General features: G+C 47.9%; 14 protein-coding genes and 2 pseudogenes. 2 read left to right on the top strand and 14 right to left on the bottom strand.

The features are described from left to right. Window positions 1–38: 38 nt before the first annotated feature. The 13 genes and pseudogenes from ACEN8E_RS21760 to ACEN8E_RS21820 form a co-directional block, all read right to left on the bottom strand. The gene (locus ACEN8E_RS21760; RefSeq protein WP_495589811.1) at window positions 39–2,033 is read right to left on the bottom strand and encodes a polysaccharide biosynthesis protein; all 1,995 of its coding nucleotides are present in this window, start codon (window positions 2,031–2,033) and stop codon (window positions 39–41) included. Window positions 2,034–2,147: 114 nt separating this feature from the next. Continuing rightward, window positions 2,148–3,191, bottom strand: a complete 1,044-nt coding sequence (locus ACEN8E_RS21765) for an MraY family glycosyltransferase (protein WP_495589812.1) — start codon at window positions 3,189–3,191, stop codon at window positions 2,148–2,150. Window positions 3,192–3,216: 25 nt separating this feature from the next. Next, window positions 3,217–4,155 carry an NAD-dependent epimerase/dehydratase family protein gene (locus tag ACEN8E_RS21770; protein WP_495589813.1) on the bottom strand — a complete coding sequence of 313 codons (939 nt, stop codon included), beginning with the start codon at window positions 4,153–4,155 and terminating at the stop codon, window positions 3,217–3,219. After that, entirely contained in the window at window positions 4,152–5,354 is a 1,203-nt protein-coding gene (locus ACEN8E_RS21775) for a glycosyltransferase family 4 protein (protein ID WP_495589814.1), read from the bottom strand. Before ACEN8E_RS21775 ends, ACEN8E_RS21770 begins: the two co-directional genes overlap by 4 nt. 18 nt (window positions 5,355–5,372) lie before the next feature. Continuing rightward, entirely contained in the window at window positions 5,373–6,503 is a 1,131-nt protein-coding gene (gene wecB, locus ACEN8E_RS21780) for a non-hydrolyzing UDP-N-acetylglucosamine 2-epimerase (protein ID WP_495589815.1), read from the bottom strand. 381 nt (window positions 6,504–6,884) lie between these two features. Continuing rightward, window positions 6,885–8,003 (bottom strand): UDP-2-acetamido-2,6-beta-L-arabino-hexul-4-ose reductase, encoded by a 1,119-nt coding sequence (gene wbjC, locus ACEN8E_RS21785; RefSeq protein ID WP_495589816.1) that lies wholly within the window; start codon window positions 8,001–8,003, stop codon window positions 6,885–6,887. A 3-nt stretch (window positions 8,004–8,006) separates the two neighbouring features. Then, window positions 8,007–9,041 (bottom strand): polysaccharide biosynthesis protein, encoded by a 1,035-nt coding sequence (locus tag ACEN8E_RS21790; RefSeq protein ID WP_495593367.1) that lies wholly within the window; start codon window positions 9,039–9,041, stop codon window positions 8,007–8,009. Window positions 9,042–9,043: 2 nt separating this feature from the next. Next, window positions 9,044–9,238, bottom strand: coding sequence for a hypothetical protein (locus tag ACEN8E_RS21795; RefSeq protein ID WP_495589817.1), 195 nt, complete (start codon window positions 9,236–9,238; stop codon window positions 9,044–9,046). A 394-nt stretch (window positions 9,239–9,632) separates the two neighbouring features. After that, the gene (locus ACEN8E_RS21800) at window positions 9,633–10,748 is read right to left on the bottom strand and encodes an EpsG family protein (protein WP_495589818.1); all 1,116 of its coding nucleotides are present in this window, start codon (window positions 10,746–10,748) and stop codon (window positions 9,633–9,635) included. Between the two features lie 44 nt (window positions 10,749–10,792). Further along, window positions 10,793–11,950 (bottom strand): hypothetical protein, encoded by a 1,158-nt coding sequence (locus ACEN8E_RS21805; RefSeq protein ID WP_495589819.1) that lies wholly within the window; start codon window positions 11,948–11,950, stop codon window positions 10,793–10,795. Window positions 11,951–11,958: 8 nt separating this feature from the next. Beyond that, window positions 11,959–12,264 (bottom strand): annotated as a pseudogene (locus ACEN8E_RS21810) (GDP-mannose 4,6-dehydratase); the annotation flags it as partial. Window positions 12,265–12,362: 98 nt separating this feature from the next. Beyond that, window positions 12,363–12,554, bottom strand: coding sequence for an MBL fold metallo-hydrolase RNA specificity domain-containing protein (locus tag ACEN8E_RS21815; protein ID WP_495589820.1), 192 nt, complete (start codon window positions 12,552–12,554; stop codon window positions 12,363–12,365). Between the two features lie 48 nt (window positions 12,555–12,602). Next, on the bottom strand, window positions 12,603–12,833 hold the full coding sequence (locus ACEN8E_RS21820; RefSeq protein ID WP_495589821.1) for a hypothetical protein: 231 nt from the start codon (window positions 12,831–12,833) through the stop codon (window positions 12,603–12,605). Between the two features lie 219 nt (window positions 12,834–13,052). Between ACEN8E_RS21820 and ACEN8E_RS21825 the strand changes: the two are divergent. Continuing rightward, window positions 13,053–13,252: pseudogene (locus ACEN8E_RS21825) on the top strand (DDE-type integrase/transposase/recombinase); the annotation flags it as partial. Window positions 13,253–13,441: 189 nt separating this feature from the next. Here the strand turns inward: ACEN8E_RS21825 and ACEN8E_RS21830 are convergent. Further along, a complete protein-coding gene (locus ACEN8E_RS21830) occupies window positions 13,442–13,702 on the bottom strand; it encodes an IS3 family transposase (protein ID WP_495593368.1) in 261 nt (86 codons plus the stop codon). Window positions 13,703–13,710: 8 nt separating this feature from the next. Between ACEN8E_RS21830 and ACEN8E_RS21835 the strand changes: the two genes are divergently transcribed. Further along, window positions 13,711–16,779 carry a family 78 glycoside hydrolase catalytic domain gene (locus ACEN8E_RS21835; RefSeq protein WP_495593369.1) on the top strand — a complete coding sequence of 1,023 codons (3,069 nt, stop codon included), beginning with the start codon at window positions 13,711–13,713 and terminating at the stop codon, window positions 16,777–16,779. The last annotated feature ends 348 nt before the right edge of the window (window positions 16,780–17,127 follow it).

The following is a 17,127-nucleotide window of genomic DNA, read 5'->3' on the forward strand; positions in this document are numbered from 1 at the left end:
AGCATGTTAAAATGTGTCTCTTACAGAATATGACACAATCATGGCTCGAGGCGGCGCTGTTGGTAAATCCAGTCAACGATTTCGCCTTCCGGCGTATAGCCACTGACAGTGTCGCGCAGGAGCTGGCGAACACGTACGTAGTCATCCATTTCAACAGCGACGAGTAACTCCGTCAGCTTGGACTTGAGCACATCCCATGGCTGATACTCCTCGTTAGCACTCATGATCATCGGATGTCGAGTACCCGCTACGTTGTCGCCAATCAGCAGCTCTTCGTAGAGTTTCTCCCCCGGTCGAAGGCCAGTGAACTCAATAGAAATGTCGCCGTGAATATTCTTTTCCGAACGCACACTCAGACCGGAAAGATGAATCATCCTTTCAGCAAGTTCGACGATTCTTACAGGTTCTCCCATGTCCAATACAAAAACATCGCCCCCCTGCCCCATCGAACCCGCCTGTATCACAAGCTGAGCAGCCTCGGGAATTGTCATGAAGTAACGAGTAATTTTAGGGTGCGTGACGGTCAACGGCCCACCGGACTTGATTTGCTTGTGAAATAACGGAATAACCGAGCCAGAAGAACCCAGGACATTACCGAATCGCACCATGGTAAAACGTGTCTTGTTCACGTGGGAGACGTTGGTTTTATCTCCAAATAGCACAGGGGCCAGTTCTTGGCTAAGCGCCTGGAGCGTAAGCTCGGCAAGACGTTTTGTGCTACCCATAACATTTGTCGGACGTACCGCTTTATCGGTAGAAATCAAGACGAAGTTGGCAACCCCAACCCTCAATGCAGCCTGAGCAGTATTAAGCGTACCAATTACATTATTGAGCACGCCTTCCGCGATATTGTGTTCAACTATTGGCACATGCTTATAAGCCGCGGCGTGATAGACCGTGTCTACATGCCAGGTTTTCATCACATCCAGTAGCTTGTCCTGGTTTCGTACAGAACCAAGAATTGGTAAAAGACGAACAAAAATTGATTCTCTGGCAATTCTCTGTTCAAGCTCGGACAAAATGCTGTAAAGGTTAAACTCGCTATGCTCAAAGAGTAAAAGCGTGGTGGGCTGCAAAGCCAGAATCTGGCGGCACAGTTCGGACCCGATTGACCCCCCCGCCCCAGTAACTAATACAGACTTACCCTTGATGCAATGCTCAAGCAAGTCATCTTGAGCCGGAACGGCATCGCGGCCCAGCAGGTCGGCGATGTCCACCTCCTGGATATCATCAACCTTTACCCGACCACTGGCCAAGTCCATAAAACCAGGGACGCTTCGCACGTGAAGCGGAAAGCCCTCGAGAAAGCCCAGTATTTCGCGTCGTCGGCCTCGGGTAGCAGAAGGGATGGCAAGCAGTATTTCTTGTGCCCCGGTTTCATCAATCATCTGTCGGATATGTTTTGGCGTATAAACTTGCAACCCTGAAATTATACGACTAGCGATACCTCTATCATCATCAATAAAGGCAACCGGACGCATTAACCGCCCCATACGCAATGCCGCAACCAGTTGGTTACCGGCGGCACCTGCACCATATATGGCCACGCGAGGCAATCCGTCGTCACGACTGGTGAATGGAACGTGTTGTGCAGCTGTAAACCAGTCGCCCAGAAAATACTGACGCATGGCCAGGCGCAGTCCGCCCACCATGATCAGACTCAACCACCAGTAGTTAAAAATAATCGAGCGAGGTACCACGTACTGATGATTACCGTACCAGTACACTATCACGCCGAGAATCAATGATGAAAGACTGACGGCCTTGATAATCGCAATCAACGCGTCATTACCGAAGTAACGCAACACCGCTCGATACATACCAAAACGAATGAACAGAGGGATCGCAATAAGCGGAGCAGCAATAAACAACCAAAAATGTTGAGTAAATGGATTGCTCATTTCGTCGATGCCCAAGCGAACGGCAAACGCCATCCACAACGCGAGCCAAACCAAGAGAAAGTCTATTACGACTTGCAAAATTCGCTTGTTTCGACGTGAAAGGCTTAACAGGTACGCTCGTGTTTTATCCATAAATCCTCTTTCGCACTTCTGGACGCTGCTACTACTGAACTCTGAAAATTAAATGCTCAGATATTAAAGCACCTGATTCGCCGGATGCCCCCGATACATCCAGCGAAATTCAAACTAACGTACTTCTTCCCGCTCTCCCGCATGAAACTTGATTGCCAGCAATACAAGAGGGAAATAAGCTAACACTAGCCCGAGCAAACCATCAAGACCCAACACGCCTACACACACAGCAATCGGAAGCAACCAAACCATATTGATCAGCGCTACAGCAATCGTCACAGGTAAATGACGACCAAATTGACGCGATGCAAACTGATAACCATGGCTACGATGCGCCTCATAAACTTTATCGCCGCGTATCAACCGCCGTAATAAGGTAAATGTGGCATCCACAATAAACACGCCCAGCAAAATCAGCCAGGCCCAAAGCAACTGAGGAGCACTCCAGGCGGCCTGAAGGGAAAGAATACCTAGAATGATACCGAGGAACCCACTACCGGCATCTCCCATGAAGATTCGGGCAGGCGGAAAATTCCAGCAAAGGAAACCCAAAACAGCAGCGGTGAGCAACAACGGAGCCCAAACCAGATCGTCCAGCCCCAACAACCAATAAATTACGCAGGCACCAGCACACGAAGTTACAGCTTCGACACCTGCAATACCGTCGATGCCATCCATGAAATTATAAAGATTGAGCATCCAAACCAAATAGAAAGCAGCCAAAACATGTCCAATCCAACCTAGATTAAAAGTTGTGCCAAACAAGCTGACTGAAGGAAAACCGCTTAACCAGAAAAGCGCCCAAGCAGCGCCAATGAAGTGAGCCAACAAACGCCAACGGGCAGCAATATGACCGTGATCATCAAGGAACCCGATCACCGCGATCCATGACCCGGCGCCCATCAATCCCAATACCTGTGCCCATGTGGCAAAACCGAACCATGCCAGCAATGGCATCATTAGCAGGAAGGAAAAGACGATAGCGACACCTCCTCCGCGTGGAGTGGGAACCGTATGCGAGCTACGTGTATTCGGTACGTCGATCAGGCTATTTTTCAAGGCATAACGACGTAACGCCCCCGTCAATACCAGGGAAAGACAAATCACAACACAAAGAGCCAACCAGAAATAACCGGTAGATAGAGGAACATTTTCCATTATAGGGACACCGCATACCGTAAGTTTAGAGCGATTTGAATTTCCGACCTGCCTCAAACAATGCTTGTTGAGGGGAGACGACAGGCGTCCACCCCAGAGCACTGCGTGATTTAGACGAGTCAATCACCAACGAACCACAGAGTTGCCAGTACATAGCACGCCGACCCAAAATCGTCGCAACGACTAATAACAAAAACCGAGGTATCGGAACCAAGCGTACCTTCCTATCCATTCCGTTGGCTAATAAGGTGACTATCTCACCGATTGATAAATCTATGCCGTCAGAAACCAGGAACACACTATTGGCTGCTGCTGGGTGACTCACACAGACTCGTATAAAGTCAACAAGATTTTCCAAGGCTATCATACTGCGGCAATTCTTTATCGTTGCGAACGGTAATGGCAACCCAGCAGACACTGCCTTCAACATTCTCTGAAAGTTACCCGGCGCTTGTGCCGCATAGACTAGAGGTGGCCTTATTATCACGAGCTCCATCAAAGAGCCTCGAGTTAATGCGACGAGCTTCTCTTCGGCCTCCGCCTTTGTTTCCGCATAATCGGCATGCGGAGCTTTAGGAGATGACTCATCAAACGCCCCCCCAGTTGTATACAATCCATTAACACCAATAGAGCTAATAAAAATAAATCGCTTTACATTGGCTTCAAGTGCCTGCTCAGCCAAACGAAGAGTGCCCTCTACATTGACCTCCCTGAAACCACGCTGCGCAACACTCCTTGGTTCACCCAGGTTATGAGCCTTACCTGCCAAATGAATAACCACATCAACACCCTGTAAAAGCGGCTTCCAATCTGCTTCAGCACTCAAAGAGGGAGCCAAGCAAAAACCCGGGATTGACTCCTCGAAACTTCTAGAACAACAGATGAGCTGATCGTACTCAGAACTCAGTACTTTTGCCAATTCCCGTCCTACAAATCCATTTGCACCTGTAAGAAGAATCTTCATATATTGTCTGATCCGATTAGATTGGCAACATTATTGAAAAATTTATCTAGCGCCTGCTGCTCGGAATAATTTTCACGAAACACCGCAAGAGAACGACCGCGGAAAGGACCAAGATCAATATTACAAATCATCGTTATCAAATCAGCCAATGCTTGAGAGTCTGCGGGCTTGCATTGCCAGCCAACTCCGGCCTCCCGAACGACCCTTGAAATTTCGGCGTCATCATCCATAACAGCCAGGAGCAATTTATCTGCGGCCATAGAAAAATATGCTTTACTGGGAACGCCCAAACCAAGCATTCCCTCCTCAAGAGTAATCAACGCCACATCACATGCGGCAAGCCCCAGATTTTTGTCTTTCAGGGGAACAGAACCCACATAAGCAACATTTTTATCGGGATTTCTTTTGATAAAATCGTTTACTTTCGAAACCAACGCCCCGTCACCGATGAATAAAAAAGCAGCTCGCTCGTCCTCCACCAAGGAAATTGATTCAAGAATATTCTCAATCCCTTGCACTCGACCAATATTGCCAAAAAACTGGAATACAACTTTACCCTGCCAACCTAATTCATTTAAGAATGGAGCATCTTGCCGAGAAAGAGGAAACACTTCCGTCTCATCCGCCCAATTAGGGACAAACACGACTTTGTCAACGCGCTCTACTTTTTGACACACCAACTCCCTCATATCACGACCAATCACAATCAACAGATCTGCAGAATTGTAAATAGCAGAAAACAGCCGACTGAATACCGGATAAACAGGGTTGGATACCTTTACTATCCCAGCTGGGACAAGACTCTCAGGGAAAACATCATGAACGAGCACTCCCCACTTAAAACCTTTAATGAACTTTAAAAGCGGGAGAACCATTAAAAGCAACGCCGGGTTCGTACCACTTAATACGACGTCATTTTTTTTCACTTGCCGAACAATATGCCAGCAGAACCCGGCAATCTGAAAAAGCTGACCAAACAGCCTAGAAAGCAATTTGTTTTTGTCAAATTTCGGAGATGAAAAGGAAACTTCTCTTACCGTAAACTCGTCAAAATTTGTTGACACCCGATTATCACTTGGATAAATAACCGAAACATTACCAAGCTCAACCCCTATCTTTCTTATAATTCCTGACCAATAAAAACCGGTAGAGTTTTGCCCTGCATCAACGTACTCTGAAACAACAAAAACGTTTGCCATCAATACATCTCGCTTCGATCAGTATTTTTTCCACACTACACGCATCACATAATCACGGTAGCTATGGATTATTCTTACCACTTTCTCCGAGACGTTAGGCATACTGTAATCTTGAACCAGGCGCAACGTGCGTTGCTCACCTCGTGCTTGTACCTGCAGTAAATGCAGACCTTGCATGACCCTCTCAACCTCTAGTCCAACCATCATGACCGCGGCTTCCTCCATACCCTCCGGGCGCTCATGCGCCTCTCTGATATTCAAAGCAGGAAAGTTCAAGATTGATGACTCTTCGTTAATTGTACCACTGTCCGAAAGCACTGCTTTAGATTCAAGCTGCAACTTATTATAATCTTTAAAACCCAACGGCTTAAGCAGACGTACGTTTTTATGAAACTTTACCCCCATCGCATCAACACGCTTCTGCGTCCGTGGATGCGTTGACACAATCACTGGCAAGCCAAATGTTTCAGCGGTTGAGTTTAACACGTCTACCAACTTCAAGAAGTTGGTATCGGAATCGATATTTTCTTCTCGGTGAGCACTCACTACAAAAAACTCGCCAGGAACAAGTTTCAGGCGCTCAAGAACGTCAGAAGCATCAATACCATCACGATAGTAATTAAGAACTTCGAACATCGGGCTACCGGTCTTTATAACCATATCCGGAGACAAACCCTCACGCAGCAAATAATCACGCGCGATTGTGCTATAAGTTAAATTAATATCAGCTGTATGGTCCACAATACGTCGATTGATTTCCTCTGGTACACGCATATCAAAACAGCGGTTACCGGCTTCCATGTGAAAGGTCGGAATCTTGCGACGCTTGGCAGGAATCACCGCCATACAGCTATTTGTATCACCCAGAACAAGAAGAGCTTCAGGCTTTACTTCAGCAAGCACACGGTCGACGCTGATGATCACGTTGCCAATAGTTTCTGCTCCGGTAGATCCCGCAGCGTTCAGAAAGTGATCGGGCTTACGGATTCCGAGATCCTGAAAGAAAATCTCATTTAATTCATAATCGTAATTTTGTCCCGTGTGCACCAAAATATGCTCACAATCTCTATCCAGCGCGGCCATAACACGTGATAGGCGAATGATTTCGGGACGGGTTCCCACTACAGTTACGACTTTCAATTTTTTCATGTTTAAACATCACATTTTATAAATAGGTGAAAAAACGATAGAAAATTCTAATCTACAACCGTCTTTAGCGCCATCCATCAGCGGAATTTGCTCCAGCTTGTCAGGCAACAAAGGCTTCGATTGCCGCCTAGATTTAGCGTTAGAGCTAAACGGCATATGAAATTTTATTGCATCTACTGGATAGCAATATTGCAGAATTGGCAACTCAGTTCACCTGCCTTGACTCAGCTACCAAACAGCACAATATAAAGGAGAGCATTTTAGACGACATACGCACATCAAGAAGCCTTGCCAAAAAATGAGCCTCTCATCCCATTACGTCAATGACGCTAAAATACGCTGCCCACCCTTTTCAACGAATTCGGGCAGCGCTTTCAATGATCACACTTCAGAGCTAACCGGCCGCGCATAGGTATCAGGGGCCTGACGATCAAAAATCTCATTAGCCCAAAGCATAACAATCATTTCGTCATCTCCGACATTGGTAATGTCGTGCGTCCACCCTGTCACTGTCTCCACAATTTCTGGCTGTTCGCCGGCAGTGAAAAGCTCATAGTACTCACCGGACAAAATATGCTGAAAACGGAAGCAAGCCTTTCCTCTAATAACCAAAAATTTTTCGGTTTTCGAATGATGGTAATGCCCGCCACGAGTCACACCAGGGTGTGCAGTAAAGTAGGAAAACTGCCCGCTGTCACTTGTCTTTAGCATCTCTACAAATGTACCGCGAGGATCCCCATACTTAGGCACAGAGTATTTGAACAGGTCTGGAGGTATATAGCTTACATACGTTGAGTAAAGAGCACGAACGAGCCCTGTCCCAACTGCTTCCGTTATAAGGCTTGAGCGACTATCACGAAATGCTCGTAGTTGGTCGGCTAATGCCCCTACACTGATACTGTACTGCGGTTCAACTCGAACAAATGTCTCACCGGACAAGTGCCCGTCCATAACGCTGATAAACCGAGCAACAACATCGTCAATATAAACAAGATTAATGACCGCCAGAGGATCATTAATCTTTATCGGAAGATCGTGGACAATGTTGTGGCAGAATGTGGCGACTGCAGAATTGTAGTTGGGCCGAGCCCACTTCCCAAAAACGTTCGGCAAACGAAACAAATACACGGGAGAATTAGACTGCTCAGCCAGTTCAAGCAAAGCATTTTCGGCGCCTCGTTTGCTAATGCCATACTCATTATCCAGCTCCGCCTGGCTGGATGAAGTGTAAAGCACCGGGATCGACTTTCCACTCGCGGCGACAGCTTCACACAAAGCCTTGGTCAGATCAGTGTTACCAGCTTTGAACTCCTTCGGGTTCTGAGGCCTGTTCACACCAGCGAGATGGAATATGAAATCCACAGTGCTCACCAACTGGGGAAGCTGTGAAATGCTGTCCTCTCGAGTGAAAGGCACCAGCTCCACATCCGCCCGCTCCCTCAGGTGCGCAATGAGGTTCTTACCTACAAAACCGTTAGAACCGGTGATCAATACTTTCATCGATCACTCCTCCGGCGTTGCATGCTCGCCACGCTGGATGGCTTGCATGAAAGTCAGTTTTAACAACAACTGCTTCATGCCTTCAACATCCAGGCGTTCGGTATTATGGGAGTTGTAATCTTCTGTTCTTGAAATCTTCTCTTCACCCTGCTCGACGAATTTTGAGTAATTCAAATCGCGCAAGTCTGGCGGCACGCGGTAGTACTCGCCACGGTCCTCGGCACACGCCATTTCTTCCCGACTTAAAAGCGCCTCAAACAGCTTTTCACCGTGGCGAGTACCAATCACCTGAATAGGATGATCAGGCTTCTTCAGCATCTGGGTCAGCGCCTTGGCCAAAACCTCAACCGTTGCAGCAGGAGCTTTCTGCACGAAGAGGTCGCCGTTGCTGCCGTGCTCGAAGGCATACAGCACCAGATCGACCGCATCACTAAGCGTCATCATGAAACGGGTCATGTTCGGATCGGTCAACGTCAATGGCTTACCGTCGCGAATTTGTTGAATAAGCAAGGGAATGACCGATCCCCGGGACGCCATCACATTTCCGTAACGAGTCCCGCAAATCACGGTTTTATCGTCATCAGCATTACGCGATTTTGCGACCATGACCTTTTCCATCATCGCCTTGGATATACCCATAGCGTTGATTGGGTAAACCGCTTTATCGGTACTCAGGCAAACAACCCGCTTGACCTCGTTCTGGATAGCTGCTTCGAGCAGGTTTTCCGTACCTATCACGTTGGTTTTGACAGCTTCCATAGGGTGGAATTCGCAAGATGGGACCTGCTTCAGAGCCGCCGCATGAAAAATGTAGTCAACACCTCGGGTAGCATTCAAGACGCTTTGATAGTCGCGCACATCGCCAATATAGAATTTTAGCTTTGAACTGGCGTAATGCTTACGCATGTCGTCCTGCTTCTTTTCATCGCGACTGAAAATCCGGATTTCAGCAATGTCAGAGTCGAGGAAACGCTTCAGCACCGCGTTGCCAAAAGAACCGGTACCGCCAGTGATCAACAGTTTTTTACCGCTAAAAATAGTCAACTATATTTCTCCATAAAATCTACAATTTTTCGACCGGCGGCGGCGCTAGACTTGCGTTCCAAGGTCCAAACTCTACCACATGCCGCCTTCTGTAACAAAAGCTGCTGGTCTCGATTATCCACCGTTTGCAGGGCTGCGCTGATCCCCGAAATCGAAAAATCTTCGATCACATTCAAAAATAAAATACTCACTCGGTGTTCCACTCAACCAGGTGGTCAAAACCAGGACGCCCTCCCCCATAAGGGTAGGCCTGGAAAAATGGCTCGAATGTAAGACCGAGCGGCAACGCCCATGGCGTCACGTTGAGCAGGGGCCGTGGTAACCGACTCCAGGCCAGACATACTTGCTGCTCAGCAGTGGCCGGAGCGGTTTCACAATCACGGCAACCGTAGACTTTACGGATACGTTTGATCACCCGAATCCTAAATGTCCTACACACCCAATATTTGAATTATTTCTTAACAACTTGATTCGCGAATCGATAACACTAGCAACAAGGGCCCATAATACGTAGCAATACAAACACTAATCATAAAAGCCCCATCTAGAACGCAAATACAGAATCGCATTGCTTCTCCGCCACTATCATTTGACATTCCGTTCTATATGAGCGTCGAGAGCCTCATAAAATCTTCGTTCTCCATCTCCACCATAAGTACCCAAAGCTTCGGAAATCACATTTTGATAAGGCACATATGAGACAAAAGCAGGATCCAACAAAAATCTCGCCAAAACCGATAACGAAATAAGCATGAGGGCAAAGAACGAAACCAGCATGGGAGCCAAGGTTTCCAATACAAACCCGCGCCTTACAAAACAAAATGAAATATAAACAGCCTGAATTAAAACCGTGATAACTTGGTATCTATTCCAAAAAACAGGCAAGAACCACATACCAACTTGAAAGGCAAGCAGTATAAGCGTACTCCAGCTGGCAAGATTCAGCAGAACTGATTCAATTCGATCCCTAAACAAGCAAATCATAAAAAAAACATTTAACGCCACATAAAACAAAGAACCGATAGATATCTCAGATTGAGCAGATCTTTCAGAATAAAACAACAGTTTTTCAGAGAAAGGAATATAAGAGAAGAGTCCCGAATCTAACAAAAACTGAAAGCTCAAACCAAAAACAACACCGACCAACAAGATCAGAAAAGCCATGCGCGCCTTTAATTTAATCTCCGACAACAGCAATAAAGGCATAAAAGCAAGCGAAAAGGTATGAAAGCCAACAGACAAGCAAGTGTAAAGTATGGATTTAAACTTATCCTTTTCAAGCCAAAACAATACCGCAAGCAACACCAATGAAATCGAAAGCGAAAACCTTATCGTTGCCATATTTGTTGCCAAGTACGTCCAACAAAAGCAAATAGCTCCAACACCAGAAAACCCTGCGCCAAAATACCTGCAAAACCTGTAAAGAATAGCGCCATTAAAAACAGACACCAAAAACAGGAACACCTGAAAGCTTATAACCTGGCTGCATATAAATGTGATGGCCAAATATAGCGGTTCCAATGACGACTCATGAGCAAATGCAAAAAAATTAGAAAACTCAATACTCTCGTAGTCCTGCTTGTATATAAGCCAATCATTACCAGTTTCAAACCTGAGACCAGAAAACAAAACAAACAATAACAACGCACAAAAATCCAGAGCCCGACTATCCCGGCTATCCTGGTCCAGGCTTATAGACATGAAAAACAAAATCCACAACGTCAAGCTTACTGAAAAATATGCAATCACTTCACTCGCTCCGCCTTGCACTTGACAATAATAGACATCGAAAAACAAAATAAAAAATAGAGCAAATTAACAAGCCACACCATCAATTCAAGCCCTATAGACAAAGCCGCATTACTCCAATAAACAGCAACAAGAAGCATGACAAGCAAAACAGCAGCCCCAATCATAAAATCCTTCTCGCGACCAAAATATAAATAAACAAGATTTAAGGAATTCTGCATATACAAGATAAAATAAAATACTGAAAAACCAACTATCAGAGAATAGTAGGCCGAGTATTTACTACCTAAAAAAATATCAATGAACAACTTCGACAGAGCACTATCAAAGACAATAAACAAAAACGAAGCTGCAACACCTAAAGATGTAACAAACATCGATCTATTCAGAAACACGATGACCCCCTTCAAGCCAAGCGAGGACGCTCGCGCAAAAACCACACTGTTAACGGCCCCAAACAGCAGCGTCCCTCCCACAACGATAGTTAATATGTTTGAATAAACCGCTAAATCTTCTACTTTGCCACTCGACAAAAAGTACCTTGGAAGGTTGATGCATACAGCAGCAATCAATGCGCCCGCCCCCAAGAAGAACCCTGAGAAATATTGACGCGAAAAGCCTAATGATAGAAGCTCCCGGCAACGAATGATTTTTGCAATCGAATACAATACATTTATCAACGCCAGCAGTGAGACAACCACCAAAATATCAGCAGAAAAGTATAGCCCGAGCCATCCGCACATAAATTGCAATAAAAATCTGATTAAGGACTGGGTGAAAACCATTCCCATACGAGCTTGCCTAATCAAATCAAAGAAAAATGGCTCGTATAAAAAATCCCCCACTCGGTATAATGCAAACACAATAACGATCGGCTCTTTTAAAACCCATGCAGCCGCAGCAGACAAAAGCAATAAAGGAGCAAGCAACAACACTCTCATCGACAAGGCCGACTGTAGCGACATCCGGCCTGAGAGAATAGAAAGTCCATGCTGCATTGAAAAAAACAACTGCAGGGGAGCGCAAACTGCTAATGCCAGCCCTAAAGCAGCTGAATCCTCAAAGCTACCGGCTCGTGCATAAACCAGGACCAACAAAACCGGAGGCGCACTAAACAGAATATTAGATAGCAGAGATAATAATATTTTATTCATAGGTGCACGATGATATTGTTCTCGATGAACGCAGCCGGACCGTCTACAGACCGATCGACGTAGCTTTCCGCAGCCAGATGCAGCACAGCATCTGGCTGAAGCTCACGGAATACCCGCTCGACTTCGGTACGGTCGCAGATGTTCAGCTGCTCGAAGGCAAAGCACTCGCTGTCGTTGACTGCAACCAGTGATTCGAGGTTGCCGCTATAGGTCAGCTTGTCGAGATTGACCACGCTATCGCTGGTGTTGCAAATGATGTGAGGAATGACGACAGATCCATTAAATGCAGCTCCACCTGTAACTAAAATTCTCATCTACATTTTTCTTTATCGTTGCTTGTTTATCTGACATATCAACTGCCCCCCCTTACCTGGCTCGGGTAAACAGCAGCTACGAACCTTCCTCTACTCTTTTACTTGCTGGATAGCATTTCGACTAATTGTTGATTGGCCCGCAGTTCGCCATGCACGATGCACCCTTCTGACGATCGCGCACGCATTAGCGTAACAAAATTCACTACGCCTTTATGGTTCACATGGGCCGAATAGCCGCCCATGGTATGGACTTGTGCTCGGATGTCATAGCGTTGTTTGTGCAGTTCCACGTAACCACCACGCTGGCCGTAGGCTTGAATGGCCCGGCCCAGTGTGCGTTAGGCTCGGTAACCGACGAAGAGAACATTGTGTCGCAGGTCGTGCAGCATGGCTATCAGATAGTTGACGATTCGACCGCTGCGACACATTCCGTTCCCTGCATTGACGATGGCCGGACGAGCGGCTGCCATCAGATAGCGAACCATCTTCAAATGTGCTTGATGGCTATCGACGGTTGGCAGTTGCTCGAAGCCCTGCTGGGAACGGCCTTGCTTGACCCACTTTGGCACCTCTTTATCCCAAAAGGGTTTAGGACGTGCTGAATTCGGACATGGGTGGCGATCAGTTCCTTGACCGTATCCAGGTGAAATTCGATGGACCGACGATCGACGCAGGATCTGCCTTTAGCCGAGGTTTCCGCGCCCTGGAACGGCCGCAGTCGATCAAAGGGGCGGGCATCAACGGAGTGGGTGGCAGGCGCCAATCCTTGGCGTGACCATTGAAGCCGACGTCGCGTGGTGGACTGGGCGTTTTCATCGAGGCCCGCTACCGACCTGGTAATCAAGACCTTGGACATGGCCTATAAGCAGCGTGGCCTGCCTCAGAACGTGCTCTTTCACTCAGACCAAGGTTGCCAATATGTCAGCGACTCTGGTGCTATCGCTTCAAGCAGAGCATGAGCCGACGCGGGAACTGCCATATCAATTCAACGACGGGCTTGCGCCCGCTGTTACCGAGGAAAAGCTTAACGCAGAGCCCGGGATTAGTTGACCAATACATCTTGATTGATAGGCATATTGTATATTCGGAGCGAGTTACCCGCGTATAAATGGATATCTATAGTTTGAAAATTCACCATAGCTATACAAGCTCGTTCCCGACTAGGATCAAAGCACTCTTACTTCTCCCCCCCCAAAGCCGCCTTTGAGGTTCCCTCGGGTTTTCGCCTTCCAAAGGGCGGTGGTTGTGCTACTCTTTTCGCCGCTTGTTGCTCAGGGCTCCAGTCACTGAGCAACTGACAGGGGGAGCGATAGTCCAAGGTCGAATGCAGACGCTTGCGGTTGTAGAAAACCTCAATGTACTCGAAGGCCACGGCCCGCACTCCATCGCTCGTCTGGAATCCAGGCGTATCTACTAGGTCGGCGATCGAGATTAAAATCTTTGCAAATGAAAAATCGAGGAATTATTTCCGTCTTTCTTCTCGCGGCCATTCTGTGGTTTTGCACTGTTACATTAAGTGCCACGGAGACAGTGAAAGTTGAGAGTGTTTCTATCGAAAATGCCAACACACCGCTTGGCATTGACACTCCGACCCCAAAATTCAGCTGGGTGATTGCATCGAACGAGCGTAACCAGAAACAGACCTTCTATCAAATCCGAGTTGCATCAAGTCCGGAGAAACTCCGTGACGCGGATGTTTGGGATAGTGGCAAGATCGCCGACGAGCAATCGCAATTTGTTCCGTATCACGGTGCCCCCCTACGTTCACGTACAAGGTATTTTTGGACGGTCCGCGTCTGGGATGCTCATGGCCGGCCATCTGCCTGGAGCAAACCTTCCTGGTGGGAAATGGGATTGTTGACCGCTTCCGATTGGAAAGCCCAATGGATCGGCCGTGGTGGCGAGGTGCCCGTGCCCCCAGACATTATCAAATCGCAACTTCCCGCCGCTGAGGCCCGACTCAAGCCAGGTGAAACTCAAGGTCAGAGTTTCACTACCGATCATGCTATCGCGTCAGTCAGTGCAGAGGTTCCGACCTTCAATACTAAAAACTCCAGCTTTACCCTCTCGTTAAGAAAAAACGGGCCCCATGGTGAACTGGTGGCCAAAGGGCGCGTCCAGAACCACCCGGATAATGAATGGGCAACCCTGAAGCTCGACAGCCCCCTCCCACCTGGAAAATATTATCTCGAACAATCCGAGTTAGTCGGTGACGCGGGATGGTACACATATCCTGACAGCACTTATGCGTTTGGAGAATCCTACGCCAATGCGCTGGAAATATCAGGAGACCATAAGACAAAATGGGAAGTCAGTGGTACGCGAGAACCCGATGGACTGACATCCCAATTACGCCGACACTTTTCTGCCAGCAAAGAAATTAAACAAGCCAGGCTGTATATCACTGCCCTCGGGCTGTATCGAGCTCAAATTAATGGCCAAACTGTAAGTACCGACTATTTCGCACCGGGCTGGACCGACTATCGGAAACGGATTCAATACCAGACCTACGACGTGACAAAACTGATCCACGCGGGCCGAAATGCAATTGCAGTCGATTTGGGCCCCGGCTGGTACGCCGGACATGTTGGATCATTAGGTCCGAACCAGTATGGCCAGTTGCCTTACTTGCTTGCACAACTCGAGCTGCAATATACGGACGGCAGCAGCGAACAGATCACTACGGATGACAGTTGGAAGAGCGCACTTGGGCCAATTGTTAATTCCGATCTGATAATGGGTGAACAATACGATGCCCGATTGAAAACGCCAGGCTGGAATTTACCCAACTACGACGATAGAAACTGGAAGCAGGTACTGCCAGGTCCAAATGTGGAAGCCGCCCTGGTTGCGCAAGTCGACCCTCCAATTCGCGTTGACCATGAAATCAAGCCCATAAAGGTTACGCAAATCAAGCCCGGCACATACATTTACGATATGGGTCAAAACATGGTGGGAGTCGTAAGATTCCGCGCACAAGGGAAGGCTGGGCAGGTTATTACGCTTCGGTACGGTGAAGTTTTAAACGCGAACGGCACGTTGTATACGGAAAACCTTCGCACTGCAAAATCAACGGATCAGTACATCATGAACGGGCGGGGAATGGAGAAATTTGAGCCCACATTCACGTTTCATGGTTTCCGATATGTCGAAGTTAGCGGGGCAACGTCCAAGCCTGAAATCGTCGGTCGTGTATTGCGGACAGCTATGCCATTGACTATCTCCTTTGTTACCAATGTGCCGATGCTGAATCAGTTGCAACAGAATATATTATGGAGTCAGCGCGGGAACTTTCTCTCGGTTCCAATGGATACACCTGCGCGAGATGAGCGCTTGGGGTGGACGGGGGACCTCGCAGCATTTGCGGGTACAGCCGCATACAATATGCATACGTTATCCTTCCTGGAAAAATGGCTGACCGATCTTCGTGATACTCAATCGCCAAACGGGGTTTTTGCCGAGGTTGCACCTACTCTTCAGGGTATCAGAAACGCTGACGCTGGCTGGGGTGACGCCGGTGTATCTGTGCCTTGGACCTTGTATGAGCGATATGGAGACCTGCGCATACTCGAGCAAAACTTCAATGCAATGGACAGTTGGCTTTCGTATCTTGAAAAAAATAGTACTGACTATCTTCGTCCCAGTAGCGGGTACGGTGACTGGATGAACGTGAATGATGAGACGCCAAAAGATCTAATTGCGACAGCATTCTTCGCGGACAGCGCCCACACCCTCGAAAAAGTTGCTCGCGCGCTCAATAAGGATCCCCGCCGTTATGCGGATCTTTACGCGAATATTCGAAATGCATTTAATCGTGAGTTTGTCCTTTCAGATGGCAGATTGAAGGCTGACACGCAAACTGCCTATGCACTTGCGCTGACTATGGATCTCTTGCCGGCAGCATCACGGAAGTCTGCCGCAGATCGATTGGTTCAATTGATCAAGGACAAGAACTGGCACCTGTCCACAGGATTCCTCGGTACACCTCGTCTGCTACCCGCACTATCGGAAGCGGGTCATGCAGACGTGGCGTACCGCCTGCTGCTTCAGAATAGCTATCCATCCTGGGGCTATCAGATCAGCAAAGGAGCAACGACGATGTGGGAGCGTTGGGACGGAATTCGGCCAGATGGGAGCTTTCAAGACAAAGCGATGAATTCATTCAACCACTACGCCTACGGGTCGATTGGAGAATGGATGTACCAAAACATTGCCGGTATCCGTCCCATGGCGCCGGGATTTCGACAATTTGTCGTCAGACCTATCCCAGGGGACGAAGTACACTCGGCGAATTTCCGTTATAGATCGGGTTACGGAACGATTGCCGTGCGCTGGAAAGAAGGAAGTGATCAAGGGGAGCTTTTTGTCAGCATCCCGGTGAACACGAGCGCGGAAATCTGGGTACCAAATAGAGGTGGTAGCGTTCAAAGCGACGGCGCAAATTTCGTCCGTACCGAGCCAGGGTATTCGGTCTATGAGGCCGGTTCTGGGAACTACCGTTTTACCATTCATTGAATCGTCAGAGCTTCAGAACTCCTTTGTCCAGCCAGCCTGATCAGGCTGGCCGCATGAGTACGCTGCTGCCAGGCAAGTACCGAGCGGCCAAATCAGGTCTGGGCCATGGATTCAACCTACATCCCGAATGTGCCGGGACTTCGTCTATCTGAGCGCGGTTCTCGACATGGCCACTCAGCGGGTGCTGGCTTTACGCCTGTCAAATATCTGTAATGGCCAACTAATCCGGACACTGCGTTCAGCTTTTCCTCGGCAACAGCAGGCGGCAGCCCGTCGTTGATTTGATGTGACCGTTTCCAGTTGTAGCGTTGCATCAAAAACCGGCCAATATCCGTTCTGAGGCCGGCC

This window comes from Pseudomonas sp. Pseusp9 (assembly GCF_059491265.1).

Excerpts from the sequence above, each read along its gene's own strand:
- ACEN8E_RS21835 (WP_495593369.1), top strand. The coding sequence starts at position 13,711 with ATGAAAAATCGAGGAATTATTTCCGTCTTTCTTCTCGCGGCCATTCTG.
- ACEN8E_RS21775 (WP_495589814.1), bottom strand. The coding sequence starts at position 5,354 with ATGGCAAACGTTTTTGTTGTTTCAGAGTACGTTGATGCAGGGCAAAAC.
- ACEN8E_RS21800 (WP_495589818.1), bottom strand. The coding sequence starts at position 10,748 with ATGTCTATAAGCCTGGACCAGGATAGCCGGGATAGTCGGGCTCTGGAT.
- wbjC (WP_495589816.1), bottom strand. The coding sequence starts at position 8,003 with ATGAAAGTATTGATCACCGGTTCTAACGGTTTTGTAGGTAAGAACCTC.
- ACEN8E_RS21770 (WP_495589813.1), bottom strand. The coding sequence starts at position 4,155 with ATGAAGATTCTTCTTACAGGTGCAAATGGATTTGTAGGACGGGAATTG.
- ACEN8E_RS21805 (WP_495589819.1), bottom strand. The coding sequence starts at position 11,950 with ATGAATAAAATATTATTATCTCTGCTATCTAATATTCTGTTTAGTGCG.
- ACEN8E_RS21760 (WP_495589811.1), bottom strand. The coding sequence starts at position 2,033 with ATGGATAAAACACGAGCGTACCTGTTAAGCCTTTCACGTCGAAACAAG.
- wecB (WP_495589815.1), bottom strand. The coding sequence starts at position 6,503 with ATGAAAAAATTGAAAGTCGTAACTGTAGTGGGAACCCGTCCCGAAATC.
- ACEN8E_RS21765 (WP_495589812.1), bottom strand. The coding sequence starts at position 3,191 with ATGGAAAATGTTCCTCTATCTACCGGTTATTTCTGGTTGGCTCTTTGT.